15 protein-coding genes are annotated in these 20,288 nt (G+C 54.9%); 14 read left to right on the forward strand and 1 reads right to left on the reverse strand.

The genetic code is table 11. The features are described from left to right. Positions 1–54: 54 nt before the first annotated feature. From BBD41_RS22850 to BBD41_RS22915, 14 genes are all read left to right on the forward strand, one after another. Entirely contained in the window at positions 55–1,581 is a 1,527-nt protein-coding gene (locus BBD41_RS22850) for a glycoside hydrolase family 43 protein (protein WP_099478808.1), read from the forward strand. 253 nt (positions 1,582–1,834) lie between these two features. Continuing rightward, positions 1,835–3,025 carry a GntR family transcriptional regulator gene (locus tag BBD41_RS22855; protein ID WP_099478809.1) on the forward strand — a complete coding sequence of 397 codons (1,191 nt, stop codon included), beginning with the start codon at positions 1,835–1,837 and terminating at the stop codon, positions 3,023–3,025. A 610-nt stretch (positions 3,026–3,635) separates the two neighbouring features. Beyond that, positions 3,636–4,931 (forward strand): ABC transporter substrate-binding protein, encoded by a 1,296-nt coding sequence (locus BBD41_RS22860; RefSeq protein WP_099478810.1) that lies wholly within the window; start codon positions 3,636–3,638, stop codon positions 4,929–4,931. A gap of 27 nt (positions 4,932–4,958) precedes the next feature. Continuing rightward, a complete protein-coding gene (locus BBD41_RS22865; protein WP_167392988.1) occupies positions 4,959–5,846 on the forward strand; it encodes a carbohydrate ABC transporter permease in 888 nt (295 codons plus the stop codon). Positions 5,847–5,874: 28 nt separating this feature from the next. Continuing rightward, positions 5,875–6,807 (forward strand): carbohydrate ABC transporter permease, encoded by a 933-nt coding sequence (locus BBD41_RS22870; RefSeq protein ID WP_099478812.1) that lies wholly within the window; start codon positions 5,875–5,877, stop codon positions 6,805–6,807. An 18-nt stretch (positions 6,808–6,825) separates the two neighbouring features. After that, positions 6,826–7,893, forward strand: a complete 1,068-nt coding sequence (locus BBD41_RS22875; RefSeq protein WP_099478813.1) for a glycoside hydrolase family 76 protein — start codon at positions 6,826–6,828, stop codon at positions 7,891–7,893. A 17-nt stretch (positions 7,894–7,910) separates the two neighbouring features. Then, complete coding sequence (locus BBD41_RS22880; RefSeq protein ID WP_099478814.1) at positions 7,911–8,996, forward strand: glycoside hydrolase family 76 protein; 1,086 nt, start codon at positions 7,911–7,913, stop codon at positions 8,994–8,996. A 14-nt stretch (positions 8,997–9,010) separates the two neighbouring features. Continuing rightward, positions 9,011–9,721 carry a response regulator transcription factor gene (locus BBD41_RS22885; RefSeq protein WP_028406313.1) on the forward strand — a complete coding sequence of 237 codons (711 nt, stop codon included), beginning with the start codon at positions 9,011–9,013 and terminating at the stop codon, positions 9,719–9,721. Between the two features lie 12 nt (positions 9,722–9,733). Continuing rightward, positions 9,734–11,377 (forward strand): sensor histidine kinase, encoded by a 1,644-nt coding sequence (locus tag BBD41_RS22890; protein WP_237086865.1) that lies wholly within the window; start codon positions 9,734–9,736, stop codon positions 11,375–11,377. 292 nt (positions 11,378–11,669) lie between these two features. Beyond that, positions 11,670–13,310 (forward strand): extracellular solute-binding protein, encoded by a 1,641-nt coding sequence (locus tag BBD41_RS22895; RefSeq protein WP_099478815.1) that lies wholly within the window; start codon positions 11,670–11,672, stop codon positions 13,308–13,310. Between the two features lie 18 nt (positions 13,311–13,328). Next, entirely contained in the window at positions 13,329–14,285 is a 957-nt protein-coding gene (locus BBD41_RS22900) for an ABC transporter permease (protein WP_237086866.1), read from the forward strand. A 15-nt stretch (positions 14,286–14,300) separates the two neighbouring features. Then, positions 14,301–15,188: a carbohydrate ABC transporter permease gene (locus tag BBD41_RS22905; protein ID WP_007127754.1), complete on the forward strand. Its 888-nt coding sequence runs from the start codon at positions 14,301–14,303 to the stop codon at positions 15,186–15,188. 25 nt (positions 15,189–15,213) lie between these two features. Further along, positions 15,214–16,482: a glycoside hydrolase family 125 protein gene (locus tag BBD41_RS22910; RefSeq protein WP_099478816.1), complete on the forward strand. Its 1,269-nt coding sequence runs from the start codon at positions 15,214–15,216 to the stop codon at positions 16,480–16,482. Between the two features lie 79 nt (positions 16,483–16,561). After that, positions 16,562–19,258 carry a carbohydrate-binding protein gene (locus BBD41_RS22915; RefSeq protein WP_237086868.1) on the forward strand — a complete coding sequence of 899 codons (2,697 nt, stop codon included), beginning with the start codon at positions 16,562–16,564 and terminating at the stop codon, positions 19,256–19,258. Between the two features lie 92 nt (positions 19,259–19,350). Here the strand turns inward: BBD41_RS22915 and BBD41_RS22920 are convergent, their stop codons facing one another. Further along, entirely contained in the window at positions 19,351–20,157 is an 807-nt protein-coding gene (locus tag BBD41_RS22920) for an N-acetylmuramoyl-L-alanine amidase (RefSeq protein WP_099478818.1), read from the reverse strand. Positions 20,158–20,288: the final 131 nt, after the last annotated feature.

A 20,288-nucleotide genomic window follows, 5' to 3' on the forward strand; every position in this document is an offset into this window, starting at 1 on the left:
ATTTGGCAATTGTGACTAGACAGAAAAATGGCGTGCAGAGGAGTGTTTTCTTTCATGAAATTCAACAACCCGATTATACCCGGCTTTTATCCTGATCCGAGCATCTGCCGCGTTGGCGAAGATTATTACTTGGTTACGAGCACATTTGGATATTTTCCTGGCGTTCCTGTTTTTCATAGCAGGGATCTGGTAAATTGGCATCAAATCGGGCATTGCCTGACATCGGCAGAGCAGCTGCCGCTTGCGAATGCTTCCACTTCCGGAGGGATATATGCGCCGACCCTTCGTTATTATGAGGGCTGGTTTTATATGACAACCACCAATGTTAACGGAGTTGGCAATTTTTTTGTCAAAAGCAAGGACCCAGCCGGTCCGTGGTCTGATCCGGTCCCCGTCGCCCAGCAAGGCATAGACCCTTCGCTTTTGTTTGATGACGATGGCCGCGTTTATTTTCAGACAGCCTGTTTAGGTAACGAGGGAGAGGGAATCTACCAATGTGAAATTGACATTTCAAGCGGCAGGAAATTAACGGAGACCCGCTTAATCTGGAGAGGAACGGGGGGAGCCAGCCCGGAAGCCCCGCACTTATATAAAATGAACGGCCTGTATTACTTAATGATTGCCGAGGGCGGAACCGAGTATGGTCATATGGTTACGATCTCGCGCAGCAAACATCCTTACGGACCGTTTGAGCCATGTCCCCGTAATCCCATCCTGTCCCATCGAAGCCGGAGAAGCAGCATACACGCGACCGGACACGCGGATTTGGTACGGGCTCAGGACGGCACGTGGTGGGCCGTTTTCTTGGGGATCAGGCCTGTTTCATACCCGATGCGCCATCATCTCGGCAGGGAGGTTTTCTTGGCTCCCGTAAACTGGGCGGATGACGGCTGGCCGAGCATCGGCATCGAGGGACGCGTTGAAGAGACGATGGATCGTCCGCAATTGCCCGAATGCCGGTGGCCTGGAAAGCCGATCCGGGATGATTTTGACAGTAAAGCGCTGGGCCTGGACTGGGTCTTCTTGCGCAACCCCGTACAAGGAAGCTGGTCGCTGCGCGAGCGTCCGGGCTCTCTGGTGCTTCGGGGCAATGCGTCCTCTTTAAACGATGCGGGCTGCCCGGCGTTTGTCGGGCGGCGGCTATGCCATTTTTCCAGCCTTATCTCTGCCGCGCTGGACTTTGAGCCTGCGTACGAGGGGGAGGAAGCAGGATTAACTCTGTTTATGAACGAAAGGTATCATTACGATCTTGCTGTAAAGCTGATTAACGGGGAGAAATCCGTCGTCTTCAGACGAACAGTAGGCTCGCTCCGTTCAGAGCAGACCCGGCGATGCTCAGAGGGACCTGTCGTATTAAGGGTTGACGCAGAGCCTGAGTGCTTCAGTTTCTCGATTGAGCAGAACGCGTCTGAAGTCATCGTTATGGGATCAGGCGAAAGCCATCTGCTTGCGACAGAAGTTGCCGGCGGGTTTACGGGCGTCATTGTTGCGATGTATGCATACGGTGAGAATGGAACGACGCCTGCGGCATTTGACTGGTTCGATTATGAAGGTATTGATAACCATGCCAGCAGAGTGTGATGAGGTCAAGGATCTACCAGAATGGGCATAAGCGCAATGGTTCAGGGGTTTCAGCACGGAATTAACAAGAGGGTCTGTGACAGGTTCTGCCATTGTCACGGCCCTTTTTCTATTGCCCGCGATTGAATCTTTTTGAATAAGGCTGGAGAGGAGATTAAAGGCTGGGGGTACGCAACGATTCGACAACGATAATATATCATGATATATTATAACATATATCAATTTCTTTTGGAGGAAACACGGGAGGATTGTCATGAATGAAACGACCTCGTCCAAACCGATGTACGAGAAGATATTCGATGATGTGAAGCAGCAAATTATGTCCAATAGCTATAGACCCGGGGACCGGATTCCTTCGGAGAAGGAGCTGGCCGAAGCGTACAATGTGAGCCGGATCACGAGCAAAAAGGCGATGGAGCTGCTGGCAGCCGAAGGGATGATTGTGCGGAAGCCGGGGCGCGGCTCGTTTGTCGCCGATCCGGAGACAGGCATGCAGGAGGCGGCAGCGCCCGGGCGGCAGGACGGAAGCCGGGGAGTAAACGGGCATGGCCAGGAGCAGGCCGTGAAGCTGATCGGCGTTGTGCTGACCGATTTTGCCGGCAGCTACGGCACCCGGCTGATCTACGGGATGGAGGATGCCGCGCGGGAACGGGATTGCTTTCTGGTGCTGCGGCGGACATTCGGCGTTCAAGAGAACGAGGAGGACACGATCCGCAAGCTGCTGCAGCTTGGGGTGGACGGACTGATCGTGTTCCCCGCGCAAGGGGAGTTCTTTAATGCCGAGATCCTTAAGCTGGTGATCGAGCGATTCCCGCTTGTTCTGATCGACCGTGAGATCAAGGGAGTGGCCGCGGCGTCGATCAGCACCGACAACACGAAGGCGGCAACGGAGGCGGCGGAGCATCTGTTCGATCTCGGGCATACCCATATTGCCCTGTTGTCCCCGCCTCCGGTGGATACGTCCGCGGTGGAGGATCGGATTGAGGGCTTCGTCCAGGCCCATGCCGGACGCGGCGTGGCCGCAGACCGGAGCTTGTGGATTTGCGATCTGACCTCCACGCTGCCGAACTCGTTTAACGATGAGAACATCGAGCGGGATATCGGGAGAATTATGAAGCATCTGCAGGAGCAGCCGGCGATTACGGCTATATTTGCCATCGAATACTATATCGCGCTGCTGGCGAAAGAAGCGGTAACCCGCCTTGGACTTAGCATCCCGGGAGATATTTCGATTATTTGCTTTGACAGCCCGCAATTCCGCATCGGAGAAGGGTATGCCTTCACGCATATGCGACAAAGCGAGGAGGAGATGGGCAAGCTGGCCGTAGAAAACGTGCTGGCGATCATGGAGCAGGAAACGGTCGCGAACAAAATCAAGCTTCCGGCACAGCTCATCCCCGGGGAATCTACCGGTCCTGCCCGCGATGTGGGGAAGACAAAATAAGGGGGACACGCACTAGCCGGTTATTCGACCATACCGTGCACGTGGTTAACAGATCCTATAGCAGAAGCCAAAAGGGGGACTTCGAAATGTGAAGTCCCCCTTTTCATTTCCGAAATTTAAATGGAGACTGGAACGTTCCCCTAAGAGTTAGTTATGGACAGAGCAAGAAATAGTTCCACCCCACACACCCTTATCATCGCACCTATTAAGCACTGCCACCCGTCCTGCGCATTTTTAACCATCCTTAACCATTCTTAAGTGTGGTTATCGTGTTTACTCGGAGCTTTCTACAGACACATCTCTCCGTCACACATTCGCTCGTTTTACGGTTTTCTTTAACTTATATCAATTATATAACATGATATGGACCTGCCGAAGGGTTCGGAGGGGACCTTCAGGTTGGATTTATCGAAAATAACTCCATCACATTTGCAGAAGCTGGCAAAAAAATATATAGGCTGTCGTAATGACATACCCATCCTATATATTCCATATCAGGACAACCCCTTTTTTTCTTTATTGACATAATGATATGAGGTTAATATACTATATTTACTGAAAGCGCTTTATAATCAACTTAATGAACTTAAATCAAAGGGGAGGTTTATGTATGAGAAAGTGGCTGATCATGATGCTGACGGTTGTTATGTTCGGAGGGCTGCTCGCCGGCTGCGGAGGAAGCGGCGGGAGCAGCAGCGGCGGCGACAACGGGGACAACGGTAAGAGCGGCGGTAAGGTTCAATTGACCTTTTGGGGCGATTGGGGCGGAGAGGGACAGAAGCAGTTTGAGACGATGGTGGATGCGTTCAACAAGTCGCAGGACCGAATCGAAGTCAAATACATGCTGCAGCAGGATATGGTCACCAAGTTCCTGACGGCTGCAACGAGCGGCGGCGCGCCGGATATTCTGTTCTGGGACCGCTGGAGAACATCGCTGTACGCCCCGAAGAACGTGCTCCGGCCCATTGACGAGTACATAACCAGGGATGGTTTGAACCCGGATGATTTTTACGAGGAATCGTTAAAGGAGCTCACGCATGATGGCAAGCTCTACGGCCTGCCGTTAACGGTTGATGCACGCGCGCTGTTTTATAACAAGAAGATGTTTGCGGACGCGGGATTACAGCCGCCGACAACATGGGACGAATTGGAGCAGGCGGCCAAGACGCTGACGAAATGGAATGGCAGCAAGCTGGAGGTCGCGGGCTTCTCGATGGGCGATCCGGGACTGTTTAACATGTATCTGCAGCAGGCAGGCGGCCAGATGCTGACCGAGGACGGAAAGACGAATTTCAACAACGAGCAGGGCAAGCAAGTATTGGAGTTTTGGCAGCGCTTGCTGAACGAGGACAAAGTTTACAAAATCGGCTTTGAGGAAGGGCTTGGCGAAGGCAACGACGCATTTGTCACCGGCAAAGTGGCGATGCTGTACACCGGACCTTGGATGATGAGCACCTATAACAAATACGGCAAGGACCTGGATTACGGCATCGTGCCGCCGCCGAGCGGGCCGAACGGAGATCAGGGCAGCGTAATGGGCGGCTTCGGCCTGGTGATCCCGCAAGGCTCCAAGCATCCGGAGGAAGCGTGGGAGTTCATCAAATGGTGGACGGCGAATAAGGACAATGCACTGCTGTGGGCCAAGACCAGCCTGAATATGCCGGGCTTCAAGCCGGCGCTTGCGGATCCGTTCTTCACGGAGGACCCGCTGTGGAAGCCGTTTACGGAGACGCTGGAGTTTGCCAAGACACGTCCGACGCATCCGGGCTACTCCGTAATGGAGGAGAACGCCGTGATCCCGAATCTGGAGCTGTTCATGCAAAACAAGCAAAGCCTCGACGATACGCTGAAAAAAGCCCAGGAGCAAGGCGACAAGCTGCTTGCGGACAATGCGTCCGTGGAATAAAACGGGCCGATGAAAGGGGAGGAAACTATGGCATCCGTCAATAAGCTGGGGCGGCATCAAGCCCGAATGGCCTATCTGTTCATCACGCCAACGATGCTGCTGTTTGCCGTATTTATGGTCATTCCCGTCGTAATGGCCCTTTATCTCAGCTTCACCAACTACGACGTGCTCAGCAGTCACGATTGGGTGGGGCTGGATAATTACCGGCGGCTGGCGGGCGATACGCTGTTGTGGCAGACGTTTCTGAACGTCATGTATTACGCGGTGGTGTTTGTGCCGCTGAATCTGATGATTTCCCTGCTGCTGGCGATGCTGCTTAACAAAAGAAAAGCCGGAGTCAAGCTGTTTCGCACATTTTACTACTTGCCAACGCTGACCTCGGCCGTCGCTGCCGCGACCGTATGGATCTGGATGCTGCACCCGGAGTATGGCCTGATCAACGGGCTTCTGGGGTACTTTGGCATGACGGGACCAGCCTGGGTATCGCAGACGGAAACGGCCATGTTGTCCATCATCGTGATGACGCTATGGCAATCGGTCGGCTCGAATATGATCATTTATTTGGCCGGCCTGCAGGGTGTGCCCGATTATCTGTACGAGTCGGCCCGTCTGGACGGCGCGTCACGGTTCGCCTGCTTCCGCTACATCACCTGGCCGCAGCTGCGCCCGACCACGTTTCTCGTCAGCGTTATGGCGATTATCGGTGCGCTGCAGCTGTTTGACCAGGCCTTCGTCCTGACGCAGGGCGGTCCGGCCAACGTCACCAAGACGCCGGTCTACCTGATCTATCAGCAGGGATTCAACCAGCTGCAGATGGGCTATGCTTCGGCACAGGCATTTGTGCTGGCGATAGCGATCCTCGTGTTTTCTATCATCAGCATGAGATTGACCAAAGCGGAGGAGCCGATCGTATGAGCCAGCAGCGGAAGGGAGGTCGAAAGCGATGATGGCGGAACATGTTCCCCAATCGAACGGGCGTCCCCGGCCCGGTACTGAAAGGCTGGGAGCGCCGGCGAGAAGAAAAGGGTTGAGCTTCATTTTTTACCTGATCAGCAGCGTGATTGCCGTGATGATGTTTTTGCCTTTTTACTGGAGCGTGCTTACCTCCTTTAAACCGGACAACGAGATGTTCAGCATGCCGATCAAATGGATAACAACCAATATCACGTTCGAGCATTACTACAATGCGTTTACAACGGTCCCGTTCGGCCTGTATTTCTGGAATTCCTTTGTGCTTGCGACTACCGGGGTGCTGCTCAACCTGTTCTTCGGATCGCTAAGCGGCTATGCGTTTGCCAAACTGGATTTCAAGATGAACCAGCCGTTCTTCCGGATATTGCTGGTGTCCATGATGGTTCCAGGAATTGTGACGATGATTCCAAGCGTGTACGTGCTGCGGCATATTCCGTTTGTCGGCGGTAACGACTTGTTTGGCAGCGGGGGGCACGGACTGATGAACTCGTTTTGGGGCATTATTTTGCCGGGAGCCTCGGGGACGTTTGCGGTGTTCTTCATGCGCCAGTTCTTCCTGACGCTGCCGAAGGACATGATGGAAATGGCCCGGATCGAAGGCTGCGGCGAATTCAAAATATTTTGGCGAATTTATTTGCCGCTGACGAAGCCGGCGCTGGCTACGCTGGGCATCTTCACCTTTCAAGCAGGTTGGAACAGCTTCCTGTGGCCGATGATCGTGCTGAACGATCCGGCCAAGGCGACGATTCAGATGGGATTGCAGGCGTTCTCTTACAATTATCAAACGGATTATGGACCGATGATGGCGGGGGCGTTGGTGGCAATATTGCCGATCCTGGTTCTGTTCCTGATGCTGCAGCGGTATTTTATCCAGGGCATTGCATTTAGCGGAATCAAGGGTTAGGAGATAGGAGAGATCAAGATGAATGCAGCGATGACAGAGGTATGGCAAGAGCGGGCGGACCGGGTACAGCGGGCGCTCGATAAGCGGTTCTGGAACGAATCGATCCGCATGTACAACATTGAAACGCCGTGCGAGGGCGGAAAGTGCAATGATATTTTTCATTATTGGTGGATGGCCCATGCGGTCGATGTGCTGGTCGACGGACTTGAGCGCACCGGGGATCAGCGTTACGCTGAGCGGCTGCGGAATTTCCATGAGGGCATTCTGGCGCGCAACGGCGGCGTCTGGCCCAACGAGCTGTACGACGATATGGAATGGATGGCGCTTGCCTGGCTGCGGGCGTATCAAGCAACCGGCGAGCCGAAGTACAAAGCAGCGGTACAGACGTTATGGGAGGACATCAAGACCGGCTGGAACGAGCAGATGGGCGGCGGGATCGCCTGGCAGAAGTCGCAGCTGGATTATAAAAATACCCCAGCCAACGCTCCCGCGGCCATTCTGGCCATGCGGCTGTACACGGAGTTCGGCAATCCGGATGATCTGGCATGGGCACGGCGGATATACGAATGGCAGGAAGCGAATCTCGTCGATCCGGAGACCGGGCTTGTCTGGGATGGCATGAACCGGACCGGGGACGGTGCGATCGACAAGGATTGGAGATTCACCTATTGCCAGGGCGTGTTCATCGGGGCTGCGGTCGAGCTGTACCGAGAAAGCGGGCAGCCCGCCTATTTGGAGCCGGCCATGCGGACGTTCCGTGTGGTGCAAAGCGAATTCACCGCACCGGGGACCGGCCTTCTGCCCGATGAAGGCGGCGGGGATGCCGGACTGTTCAAAGGCATCCTGGTCCGTTATTTGGCAGCGCTGGCCCGATCCGCGCCGGAGGCGAGGGACGTTGCGGCGTTCATCGCGGCTCAGGCGGAGGCGGCCTGGCGGTCGCAGGATGATGCGGAGGAGCTGCCGCTCTTCAGCACCGATTGGGGGCGCAGGCCTGAGCCGGACGAGACGGTGCAGCTCAGCGCGCAGCTTAGCGGCGCGATGCTGCTGGAAGCGGCAGCGATGCGAATGCCCGGATTGCAGGGATAGGAAGAGGAGGGAACGGGATGGAAGTACAGCGAAGCGGACGTTTGGCGACCGGGCAGGCCGCCCTTTGGGCGGAGCGGGCGGCCCGGATGCATCAGGACATGTTCGCCTGCTATATGAACGATGAGACCGGTATTCTCGATCAATGGTATCCCCGTTCGGAGAACCGGTCTGGCGACAACTTCTACTACTGGTGGCAGGCGCATGTCCTCGACGTCCTGGTGGACGCCTATGAGCGCAGCGGCGATCCGGCACTGCCGGAGCGGATTGGACGCTTCTGCCGCAGTCTGGAAAGCTATAACGGCGGTACGTTCAAGCACAATTATTACGACGATATGGAATGGACGGCGCTGGCGCTGCTGCGGGCCTATGATGCATTGGGCGACCCGTGGTACAAGAAAAAATCGCTGGAGCTGTGGGCGGATATCCAAACCGCGTGGAACGGGCATTGCGGCGGGGGAATGGCCTGGAAGAAAGACCAGCTTGATTACAAAAACACCCCGGCCAACGCCCCGGCCGCCATTTTGGCGGCCCGGCTCTATCGGCGCTTCGGCGATGAAGCGGATCTGTCCTGGGCCAAGCGTATTTACGATTGGAATAAGGCTTGTCTCGTTGATCCGGAGACCGGATTTGTCTGGGACGGCATCAACCGTCTGGGCGACGGGCGGATCGACAAGGACTGGAAATTCACCTATTGCCAGGGCGTGTTCCTCGGCGCCGGGGTCGAGCTGTACCAGTGTACCGGCAGCGCGCAATATCTGGAGGACGCCCGGCGGACCGCGCAAGCTTGTTTTGACGAGCTTGCCGATCCGGACAGCGGCCTGCTGCCCGATGAAGGGATCGACGATACCGGGCTGTTCAAGGGCATCCTGATCCGCTATTTGCTGGAGCTGCTGCGGCTCGACCCGGAGGCTCCCCGCGTCCGCGGCATCATCGCGGCCAATGCGGAGCGCCTGTGGCGCGAAGGCATGCAGCCTTCGCCGCTGCTGTGCGGGCCGGACTGGGCAAGACCTCCGCGTCTGCCGGTGCAGCTCAGCGTCCAGCTTAGCGGACTGATGCTGCTGGAGGCAGCGGCCGCGCTCGAGGCGGAAAATGATCAGCCGTGAAAGGAGATGGCGGGATGATGAATGTGCTGGTCGTTGATGATGAAGCGACGGAACGGGAAGGGATCAAGGACCTGATCCGCCAATACAAGTTCCCCTGCCGCGTCCTCGAAGCGGAGAACGGCAGCGCTGCCGGACAGATTCTCAACCGTCATGCCGTAGATCTGCTGATTACCGATGTGAGGATGCCAATGATGAACGGGCTGGAGTTAAGCAAGCTGGCCCGAAAAACCCAGGAGAACTTGCAGATTGTCATCTGCAGCGGGTATGGGGAATTCGAGTATGCCCGCAGCGCCATCAAGCTTGGTGTGGTCAATTACTTGCTCAAGCCGCTCGATATCGACGAATTTCTGGAGGTCATGGAACAAGTAACGAAGGAGAAGCCTCAAAGGGACCCCGGTCACGAAACGGAGGAGTCGAAGGTCATCCGGCAGGTGAAGCAGTTCATCAAGGATCATTTTCAGCGGGATATCTCTTTGTCTGACGCCGCCAATGAAGTTTACCTTTCCCCGGGCTATTTGAGCATCCTGTTCAAGAAGGAAACCGGCGTCAATTTCTCCAAATATCTGACGGATTACCGCCTGCGCAAAGCGGACTATCTCCTGCTGCATTCCAACATGAAAATCAACGATATTGCCGCATTTGTCGGAATCGACAATCCGTCGTACTTCTGCAAGCTGTTCCGCAACAAATTCGGAGTCAGCCCGCAGCAGTACCGGGAACGGTAAAGCGGCCAAACGATGATGCTACGACTGATCAAAAGCAAGTTCAACGATTTGAAATTTCGCGGGAAGCTGCTGCTCTCCCATCTGATCATTGCGCTGATTCCGATCCTGCTGCTGGGTACGCTTTCTTTTTACCAATCCTACCGTGCCCAATTGAAAGAGCTGGAGAACGAAGCCAGGTCCAGCCTGAACCAGGCAGCCAGCATTCTCGACTATAAAATCAACCGGTATAACATGCTGTGCGAGTTCCTCGTGCTGAACCGGGAGTTATCCGCCGTATTTCTCAAGGACTATGGCAGCAACTACTTTCGCATGTACCTCGACTTCAGAGACTTCGTGGACCCGATGATCGCGCAGACGAAGCTGATGGATGAAGATATTGAAGACATTACGTTCTATACATCAGGAGATTTGCTCGGAATTCGCGGAAACATCCTCCCGCTTGAGGAACTGAGGGAGCAGCCGTGGTATAACGGGGAAAAAGGGCGGCGCTGGATCGTTCATGACGGACGCGTCTATTTGCTGCAGCAATTGATCAGTAATTTGCGGGAAAGCAATTACATGGTGATTACCATCCATCACGACAGTCTGTTTGCCGACCTGGATCGATTGTCTGACCATATTTCCGTCAGCATTGAAGGCCGGGACCAGGAGCCGGTGTATCAAAGCCCGATGTCAGCGCCGCAAGCCGCCCGTGACACGACAGTTCTCCGGGAGCCGCTGCAGAACGTCGATTGGGCAATCAAGTATACGCTGTCCCACGCCAATGCCTATTTCAATGCGCTGACGATTTTTAAAATCACCTTTTTTGTCATTATGCTCAGCCTGCTGATCACGTTCTGCCTGATCTATATTTTTTCCACCAACTTCACCCGCCGCATCGTCCGGCTGAAGAATAAAGTCGACAAGGTGGAGCAAGACAATCTCGACGTCGTCATCTACAGTTCGTCCAAGGACGAGGTCGGCGAGCTGACCAACGGCATTGCCAAGATGCTTGGCCGGATCAACAGCCTGATCAAACAGGTCTACGAGGCTGAAATCGCGAAGCGGGAGAGTGAGTACAACCAGCTGATCGTGCAGATCAACCCGCATTTTTTGTATAACACGTTATCGTTCATCAACTGGCGGGCGGTCAAGAAGCATGACATTGAAACAAGCTACATCGTCGCCTCCCTGGCCAAGTTCTATCGCACCACGCTGAACAAGGGCAAAACCCGGGTTAGAGTCAAGGACGAATTGGAAAATATCAAGGCATACATCGATTTGCAATTGATCATGCATGACGGCGGCTTTGAGGTTGAATACGAGGTTGATGAGGAGCTGCTTGGGCAGGAAATCATCCATTTTATTTTGCAGCCAATCGTGGAAAACGCGATTAAACACGGGTTTGCGGATGCGGCAGGCGAAGACCGGCTGCTGCAAATTTTGGTCTATCGCGCTGGCCGGGAGCTCAAGCTAAGCGTGCGCGACAACGGCGTCGGCATGCTTCCGGAGCAGGCATCGCGCCTTTTACTGCCGGAAGGCGGCAGCAGCGGCTGCGGCGTCAAAAACGTCAATGACCGCATCCGGCTGTACTACGGCCCGGAGTACGGGCTCGACATAGAGAGCGAGCTTGAGCTCGGTACGACAGTAACGATTACGCTGCCTTATGATCCGTAAGGAGTGACCAGATCGAAACTAACATCCGGGAGCTTGAAGTCGCTCTTATCCGTCTTGTTGCTAAAGCCCGCCAGCCTGCCAAAGCTGAATGAAGGAAAGGATCGGCCCGAAGAGCATCCCTCACCCGGCTGCATACAGGCATGACCTTCAGTGCAGAAGATGGGAATCGTGAATTCGCTTTTTACGTTATTGCAGGTCATTTAAATCTTGCTATAAATCCAAAAAACGTTGCATAGGCGCCCCTTTTGAAAACGAATACAATCGAGCTATCAAACGAAAAGGGGTTAGAGACATGAGGAAAACCTGGAAGTTCGCCTTGATCTTATCCGTCTGCGCCAGCTTGCTTGTTGCCGGGTGCGGCGGAGGAGGAGGCGGCGGAAACAGCGAGGATGCGGTGCAGGAGAGCGATGCGCCGAATTTCGATCCTTACGGCAAGTATGAAACGCCAGTCGAGTTTACGATCGGCCGCAATACGAACCATGTCAACAATTTGCCGGAAGGCGACACCATTGAGAACAACCTGGCCACGCGCTATGTCGAGAGCCGGGTGAACGTTAAAGCGAAGGTTGCCTGGGAGACGGACGATATGAAGCAGAAGCTGTCACTGTCGATGACCACCGGAGATTTGCCTGACGTCATGCTGGTCGACCGTGAAATATTCAACCAGCTGGTGGACAACGACCTGATTGCCGATTTGACCGAGGTGTACGAGAAGACGGCTTCGGAGGGCATCAAGGAGATCTACGGCTCCTACGGCGATTTCCTGCTGGAGCAGGTTAAAGTCGACGGCAAAATCATGGGGCTGCCGATGACAAACATCGGGAATCAGCATCAGCTGTTGTGGGTGCGTAAAGACTGGGTCGATAAGGTTGGGGCGGAGCTGCCGACTACCCTGGATGAAGTGTGGGACCTGGCGCGCACGTTCGTGGAACAGGACGTCTCCGGCACCGGCAAAACCGGCGGGTTTGTCATGGATCAGAACGCGATGAATTTCTCGCCGGTGTTCGCCGTGTACAACGCATTCCCGGCCCAATGGATCAAAAACAAAGACGGACAGATCGTCTACGGGTCGGTGCAGCCGGAAATGAAAGCTGCCTTGGCCGATTTAAGCGAGCGGTACAAAGAGGGGCTGATCGACAAGCAGTTCGCCGTCCGTTCCAATGAAGAGAAGGAAGCGCTGGTCATCAACGGCCAGGTCGGCATGCTCTTTAATCCGTGGTGGATTGGTTACACGAACTACAAGGAGTCGATCAAGCAGAATCCGGAGGCGGAATGGGTCGCCGTATCAGCGCCGGTCGATGATGCCGGGAAGTTCAAGACGATCCGCCAGGACCCGATCGGCGGCGGTATCGTGGTCGTCAAGAAGGATTATCCGCACCCGGAAGCAATCATGAAATCGATCAATTTGACAACCGATTTCCTGTACTCGCTGACTGAGGACGCCGTCCAATACAAGAAAGAACATCCGGATGAGCTCTTGATCGACAACAGCCGCTGGAACAACGATCCTACGCAAATTCCGATGCAGATCGATTATGACGACGTGCTCAAGCGGTATTACGAAGACATTATGCAGGCCGCCGAATCCGGCGACGAATCTTCGATTCAGGAAGACCGGATCGTATCATTGCGGGCTTACCTGGAGTTCAAGGAAAAAGGCAACGACGTGGACGTTAACACATACGGCGAATACCTTTCCCGTATCGAAGGGCAGAGGGAGGCCAACAACCCGAACCTTGAGGTAATACCCGGCGCTTTTTACGGGACAACCGAAACGATGAAGCTGAAGTGGGCCATTCTGAAGAAGATGGAAGAGGAAACGATCCTCAAAATCATCATGGGCGAAGCGGGGCTTGAAGCGTTCGATACATTCGTCGAGACCTGGCACCGCACCGGCGGGGACGAAATTATGGCTGAAATCAATGGTCAATAACTTGGGACCCGGGATGTGATGACGATGGCTCAAACCGAAGCGAATGTAGACCTCAATACCAAGTTGCCGATGCAAAGACGTAAGAAGCGTGAGCGGCTGGATGGCCTCACCTATCACCTGATGCTGCTGCCGGGGATGATCATGCTGTTTATTTTTGCAATCATTCCGATGTTCGGCGCGGTAATGGCGTTTCAACGATTTATTCCGGCCAAGGGGATTTTCGAATCCCCTTGGGTTGGATGGTCCAACTTCACTTATATGTTCCAGCTGCCGGACAGCAAGCAGATATTTATCAACACGATTGTGATCGCTGTAGGCAAAATCGTGCTGGGGCTGATCGTACCGATCGTATTCGCGCTGCTCCTCCATGAAGGGCGGCAGAAGCTGTTCAAAAGCACCGTGCAGACCATCGTCTATTTGCCGCATTTCATGTCCTGGGTGGTGCTCGGGACGATGCTGACGATGATTTTCTCCTATGACGGCATGGTCAATAATCTGCTGGAGTTTCTGGGATTGGAGCGGATCATGTTCCTGGCGAGCAACACCTGGTTCCGTCCGCTCTTGATTTTGACGGATACGTGGAAGGAATTCGGATACGGGACGATCATCTATTTGGCGGCGTTGACAAGCATCAACCCGTCATTGTACGAATCGGCGGCGCTCGATGGAGCGAACCGCTGGAAGCAGATGCTTCACATCACCCTGCCGGGAATCTTCCCGACGATCGTGCTGCTCGGCACGCTGAGCCTTGGAAATGTGCTGAACGCGGGTTTTGACCAGGTATTTAATCTGTACAATCCGCTCGTTTATGAGACCGGAGACATCATTGATACGTTTGTGTACCGGATGGGCCTGATTAATATGCAGTACTCATTCGCTACGGCGATCGGTCTCATGAAATCCGTGATCAGCTTCGTGCTGATTATCATTTCCTACAGGCTGGCGGCTAAATATGCCGGGTACAGGATCTTTTAAGGGGAGGATGACATTATGGTAAAGTCACAAACGATAGGGTCCCGACTCGCCAATGCGCTCATCCTGTTCATGCTTGCGGTTATCGCGTTTCTATCGCTGGCGCCGATGCTCAACACCATCATGGTCTCAATCAGCGGCAGCACGGCGGTGAATGCCGGACAGGTCTATTTCTTTCCCGTTGATCTGAATTTCTCTTCGTATCAGACCATATTAAACGATGCGAAGTTTTGGAATGCGTTCACCGTGTCCGTGGAGCGAGTGCTTCTTGGCGGCGCGATCAACATGCTGCTTACCGTGCTGATGGCATATCCGCTGTCTCGAAGCGTAACGCAGTTTCGGTCGCGGAATGTGTACATGTGGATCATCATTTTCACGATGCTGTTCAGCGGAGGAATCGTACCCTGGTATATGGTCATCAGTGAGCTGAACCTGATCAATACCATCTGGGCGCTGGTGCTCCCTGGAGCGGTGCCTGTATTCAATGTCATTCTGCTGATGAATTTTTTTCGCGGCATTCCGAAGGAGCTGGAGGAGGCGGCCTTCATCGATGGCGCGGGACCGCTGAAGATTTTGAGACATATCTTTTTGCCAGTGTCCCTGCCCAGCCTGGCGACCATCACGCTGTTTGTCATCGTGGGCCATTGGAACAATTTCTTCGACGGAATCGTGCTGATTAATGACAGCGACAAAATTCCGCTGCAAACCTATCTTCAACAGCTAAGCCTGACCCGGGATCAAATGCAAAACATGACGGTGGAACAGCTGCAGCAATACAACAAAATATCCAATACGACCTTGAACTCGGCCAAAATCCTTGTGTCGATGATCCCGATTATGCTGATCTATCCGTTTCTGCAGCGGTATCTCATTCATGGCATCGTATTGGGGTCGGTAAAAGAATAATGGAAGTGAACAGAGGAGAATGAGCATGACCAAACCCCTTAGTCAAACCGAGATTATCGCCCTGGTTGAACAAACGATGGGGCATCGCCCGAAGATTGTAGACATGTTTAAACGCTGTTACGAAAATACGCTGGAAACGACGATCCGCCGTCATGAAGACGGCACCGTATTCATGTTGACCGGCGATATTCCGGCCATGTGGCTGCGCGACTCCGTCAATCAGCTGCGGCCGTATCTGATTCCGGCAGCCGGGGACGAGGGACTGCGGGAGATTATCGAAGGCGTGCTGAAAAGGCAGTGCGAGTGCATCCTGCGGGATCCCTATGCCAATGCATTTAATGAATTCGAGAACTTCCACGGCCACCATGACGATCTCACCGACATGTCCGGCTGGATCTGGGAGCGCAAATATGAGGTCGATTCGCTGTGCTATCCGATTCAATTGGCCTATTTATATTGGAAAAACACCGGAGAGACAAAGCATTTCACGGCAGCGTTCAAGCAGGCGGCCGAGCTGATTGTGCGTACGTGGCGGACGGAGCAGCGGCATGAGGAAATGTCGCCCTATACGTTTGAACGGCCGGGTGGCGGCCCTACGAATACGCTGCCAGGGAAAACCGCCTATACCGGCATGACCTGGTCGGGCTTCCGCCCAAGCGATGACGCCTGCGAGTATGGTTATCTGGTGCCGTCCAACATGTTTGCGGTCGTGGTGCTTGGGTATTTGCTGGAGGTGAATGCGCAGTTTTACCGGGACGAGGCGTTTGCGGAGGAGGTCCGTGCGCTGCGGGAGGACATCCGGCAGGGCATCAAGGGGCATGCCTTGATTGAGGATGCGGAGTTCGGCCAGGTCTACGCTTATGAGGTTGACGGGCTTGGCGGGGTCAATCTGATGGACGATGCCAATGTGCCCAGCCTGCTGTCCCTGCCTTATCTCGATTATTGCGCCAAGGACGATCCGGTTTATGCAAACACGCGCAAGCTGATCCTCAGCCGCCGCAATCCTTATTATTACGAAGGGACTTATGCGAGAGGCATTGGCAGTCCGCATACGCCGAAGGATTACATCTGGCACATCGCCCTGTCCATTCAGGGCATTACGGCGACCGGGGAAGCGGAGAAGCTGGAAATTCTGGGCATGTTCGAGCGGACGGATGCCGATACGGGGCTCGTCCACGAGGGCTTCCATAAAGATAATCCGCAGCAATTTACGCGGGAGTGGTTCTCCTGGTCCAACGCCATGTTCGTTGAATTTGTGTTAAGCCTGTGCGGTTTGCAAATCAAAATGCGATAGTTTTGAAATAGGAAATCGAAACGGAGGTAATGTCGTGAAAGGGAATCCGGGAAAAAGGTCGTTATTGAGGTTGACTGCATTGCCATTGATCATGGCCCTTCTGCTGACATCAGTTATCGGGGCCGCCCCGGTCCGTGCCGCCTCGTTCGGGCCGGCCGACGCGGACGCGGCGATTAAAGCGTTCAACGCCAAGTTTTGGGACCCGCAAGCGAAGTACTTCTGGGCCAATTCGAACCGCGGCGACAACTACCAGAGCTTCTGGGTTGAAGCGGAGCTGTGGGAGATGGTGATGGACGCCTATCTGCACACATCAGACCCGAAGCTGAAGGCCGAGCTTCGAACCCAGATCGACGACATCTTTGACGGCACGGTGGCTAAGCACGGCGAGGACTGGACGAACAATCCGTTTAACGATGACATCATGTGGTGGGCGATGGGCAGCGCGCGGGCTTATCAGATTACCGGCGAAGCCAGATACCTGGAGAAGGCCAAGTATTACTTCGACTTCGTGTACGACACGCAGTGGGACGACGAGTTTGCGGGCGGCGGCATTTGGTGGCTGAACAGCGAGCACAACACGAAGAACGCCTGCATTAATTTCCCGGCTGCCCAGGCGGCTGTATTCCTGTACGAAATTACGGGAGATCGGCATTATCTGGAGGCGGCGACCCGCATTTTCAGCTGGGGCAAAACGATGCTGACGGACGGGAACGGCAAAGTGTTCGACCGGATCGAGCTGGAGCGCGGCCCGGTGCCGGATTCCACGCATTATAATCAAGGGACATTCGTCGGTGCGGCGGTAGGGCTGTACCGGGCAACCGGGGACGAGACGTATCTGGAGGATGCCGTGAAGGGTGCCCGGTTTACGATGGACCGGCTGGTGGACGACAACCGGCTGCTCAATTATGAAGGGCCGAACGGGGATTTGAAAGGCGGCAAAACGATTCTGATCCGCAACCTGGCTTATTTGCAGCAGGCGCTGGACAATCTCAATGACCGCGCCTATGACGATTTTGAGCGCGAATTCGACGCCTGGCTGGCCTTTAATACGGCTACGGCCTGGAGTCATCGCGGCGAAGAAGGGATCGTTGACGGCAACTGGGTGGGACAACTGCTCTCCGGCACCTATGAGTCTTGGTCGTCCGCAGGCGCGGTTCAGGCACTTACGGTTGTGGAGCCGCAGGAGGCTGCTCCGCGTTATCCGGTTAGGAACGCCTATTCAAGAATCGAAGCGGAAAAATACAATATCGGTAAAGGGTTCGTGCTGGAGGGGAGCCCCGAAGGCACGCTGCAACTCGGCGGCATCCGTTCCGGCCATTTCGCTGCCTATAAGAACGTTGACTTCGGAACGGACGGCGCGATCGGGTTTATTGCCCGGGCCGCCAGCGGGACGGGCGGCGGCAATATCGACATCCGGCTGGATAGGCTGGATGGACCGCGGGTCGGCACGGTCCGCGTGGAAGGCACCGGCGGCTGGCATCAATTTATCGATGCAGTCGGCGTGCTTGAGGATGAGCAGGGGAATCCGGTGACGGTAACCGGAACGCATGACGTATATTTGGTGTTTAACCAAGTCGACGATGAATATCTGTTCAACTTGAACTGGTTTCGGTTTACCGAGAACGATCCGAAACAAACCGACGCCTATGCCAAGCTGCGGGCCGGTCAGCTGGATGGCGGCTCGGGCTTAAGCGTTAACGCCGAACACGGCTACCTGGAGGGAATAGAGGACGGCGCTCATGCCATCTATCGGGATATCGACTTCGGCAGCAGCGGTGCATCCGGCGTTACGATGCGCGTATCCAGCGGCCATAAAGGCGGCTCGATCGAGGTGAAGCTGGATAGTCTGGACGGACCGACCGTCGGCGTTGCCCGGATTCCTGCCCTTGGCAGCTGGGACGACTGGGTCGATCTGATGGCGCTCGTTGACGGGGAACAGGCTGTCGGCATTCATGACGTGTATCTTGTTTTTCACGGGACGGACGGCCAGGATTATCCTTGCAATCTCGATTGGTTCAATTTCACGACGGTCAAAGGCACGGGCCGGGATGCCTTCGGCAAGCTCGAAGCCGAGCATTATACGATCGGAAACGGGTTCGGCACGGAGCAGGGCGGAGGGCAGACGTATCTGGCGGGGCTGTTCGGCCCTAACCAGCCTTACGCGATGTACAATTACGTCGACTTTGGCGATACGAGCCCGGAACAGTTCCATGTCCATGCGGCCAGTGATACCGGCGGCGGTACGATTGAAGTGCGAATCGACAGCCTGAACGGCCCGCTGATTGCCGCCGCTAAGGTCGACGGCACCGGCGGCTGGCAAAACTTTAAAGTGTTCTCGGCGGACGTTGCGGCACCCGTCACCGGCAAACATATCGTCTTCCTGATCTTCAAGGGCTCGGATTGGCTGTATAACCTGGACAAATTTACGTTCGGCGATCCGGCCGTATTTACGGCCCCGACTACTCCGCCAGCGCCTGTGCCGGACGATGTGCCTCCGGGCGAGGTGGAGAACATCCGGGCCCTTCGGGAGAATGGGCACATCCGGCTGTACTGGGATGGGCCGTACGATATGGACGGCAAGCTTGTGCAGATCCGCCTGTTCAAGAACAAAAAGCAGGTCGGCCAAACGCTTGAGGTCAGGCGCGGGATTCAGACTGCGCTCCTGCCGGAGGTGAAAAATCCCCGGAACCATACCGTCACCTTCACAGCCGTGGACCATTCCGGAAATGTCTCCAAGGGGCACACCGTCCGGCTGGATGATTTAATAAAGAAATGAGATGAACCAGACCGGCGTACCGCTTAAGCGGGCGCCGGTCTATTTTTGCTGGATCGTTTTCGGCCCATGGCCATGATGCAGCCACGGACGCCTCACAGGGCTGTTAAATAATGAACAATGCCTGCGGCGATCGCTTCGGCCAGTTTCATCTGTCCGTTGCGGCTCGTCAGCAGCTTCCGGTCCTCGGGATTGCTGATGAAGCCGGTCTCCACGATGACGGCGGGAACGTCGGTCGTATTCAGCAAATAGTACGGCTTGCCAACCATGATCTGGTTGCGGCTTCGGTATACTTGATTCAACTGCTGTTGGATTGCATCGGCCAGAGCCTTACTGCGCCCTTCCGATTGATGCAGCACGATGCCGCCGCGTTTCGAGCTGTTTCGGCCCCAGTTCACATGGATGCTTACGACAAGCTCCGTTGGGATCTCTTCGCTAAGCTGCTTGCGCTGCGAAAGGTCGCGCCGATGCCTGGAGGAAGTCCTGTGCCACCGGTTGTCGTCGCTTAAAGCGTAATCGCCGTCGCGATTGAGCACGGCAGGATATCCCTGCTGCCGGAGCAGCATAAACAGCCTGCGCGATATTTCAAGATTGATATCCTTTTCCAAAATATCGCCATGGGAGGTTCCCCCGTCGATGCCGCCGTGCCCCGCATCAATCAGTACGACGTCCTGGGCAAAAGGATGCAGGTGGCGTGTGTGATGCTGGTTGTTTTCCCGGCCTGACGAGATGGTGGATTCTGGTATCTCTATATGCAGGCTGCGGGCGGCGGCCTGTGTGCGATTGTTATGGCTTGCGGCCTGGCCCACGGCCTGAACATGCTCCGAATGGAAAGCTGCGACCATATGATCCGGGCATGCCAATGCCAGGAGAAGCATCCATATTCCTGCTGCCTTAACCATGATGGACTCCTTCTTTCTCGTGGATTTCGACTTTTTTAGAATGTGCAATTTGCGGGAAATCATCCCGATTCCTAAAGCTGTGAGTCTAGAAACGCATGAAACGGAGCAAACTGATAACGGGATGCGGATAA

It is taken from the genome of Paenibacillus ihbetae, assembly GCF_002741055.1.
Classification (GTDB): domain Bacteria; phylum Bacillota; class Bacilli; order Paenibacillales; family Paenibacillaceae; genus Paenibacillus_AQ; species Paenibacillus_AQ ihbetae.

What these genes read in the sequence shown, in the direction of transcription:
- BBD41_RS22850 (WP_099478808.1), top strand. Translation starts at nt 55, where the DNA reads ATGAAATTCAACAACCCGATTATACCCGGCTTTTATCCTGATCCGAGC.
- BBD41_RS22855 (WP_099478809.1), top strand. Translation starts at nt 1,835, where the DNA reads ATGAATGAAACGACCTCGTCCAAACCGATGTACGAGAAGATATTCGAT.
- BBD41_RS22860 (WP_099478810.1), top strand. Translation starts at nt 3,636, where the DNA reads ATGAGAAAGTGGCTGATCATGATGCTGACGGTTGTTATGTTCGGAGGG.
- BBD41_RS22865 (WP_167392988.1), top strand. Translation starts at nt 4,959, where the DNA reads ATGGCATCCGTCAATAAGCTGGGGCGGCATCAAGCCCGAATGGCCTAT.
- BBD41_RS22870 (WP_099478812.1), top strand. Translation starts at nt 5,875, where the DNA reads ATGATGGCGGAACATGTTCCCCAATCGAACGGGCGTCCCCGGCCCGGT.
- BBD41_RS22875 (WP_099478813.1), top strand. Translation starts at nt 6,826, where the DNA reads ATGAATGCAGCGATGACAGAGGTATGGCAAGAGCGGGCGGACCGGGTA.
- BBD41_RS22880 (WP_099478814.1), top strand. Translation starts at nt 7,911, where the DNA reads ATGGAAGTACAGCGAAGCGGACGTTTGGCGACCGGGCAGGCCGCCCTT.
- BBD41_RS22885 (WP_028406313.1), top strand. Translation starts at nt 9,011, where the DNA reads ATGATGAATGTGCTGGTCGTTGATGATGAAGCGACGGAACGGGAAGGG.
- BBD41_RS22890 (WP_237086865.1), top strand. Translation starts at nt 9,734, where the DNA reads ATGATGCTACGACTGATCAAAAGCAAGTTCAACGATTTGAAATTTCGC.
- BBD41_RS22895 (WP_099478815.1), top strand. Translation starts at nt 11,670, where the DNA reads ATGAGGAAAACCTGGAAGTTCGCCTTGATCTTATCCGTCTGCGCCAGC.
- BBD41_RS22900 (WP_237086866.1), top strand. Translation starts at nt 13,329, where the DNA reads ATGACGATGGCTCAAACCGAAGCGAATGTAGACCTCAATACCAAGTTG.
- BBD41_RS22905 (WP_007127754.1), top strand. Translation starts at nt 14,301, where the DNA reads ATGGTAAAGTCACAAACGATAGGGTCCCGACTCGCCAATGCGCTCATC.
- BBD41_RS22910 (WP_099478816.1), top strand. Translation starts at nt 15,214, where the DNA reads ATGACCAAACCCCTTAGTCAAACCGAGATTATCGCCCTGGTTGAACAA.
- BBD41_RS22920 (WP_099478818.1), bottom strand. Translation starts at nt 20,157, where the DNA reads ATGGTTAAGGCAGCAGGAATATGGATGCTTCTCCTGGCATTGGCATGC.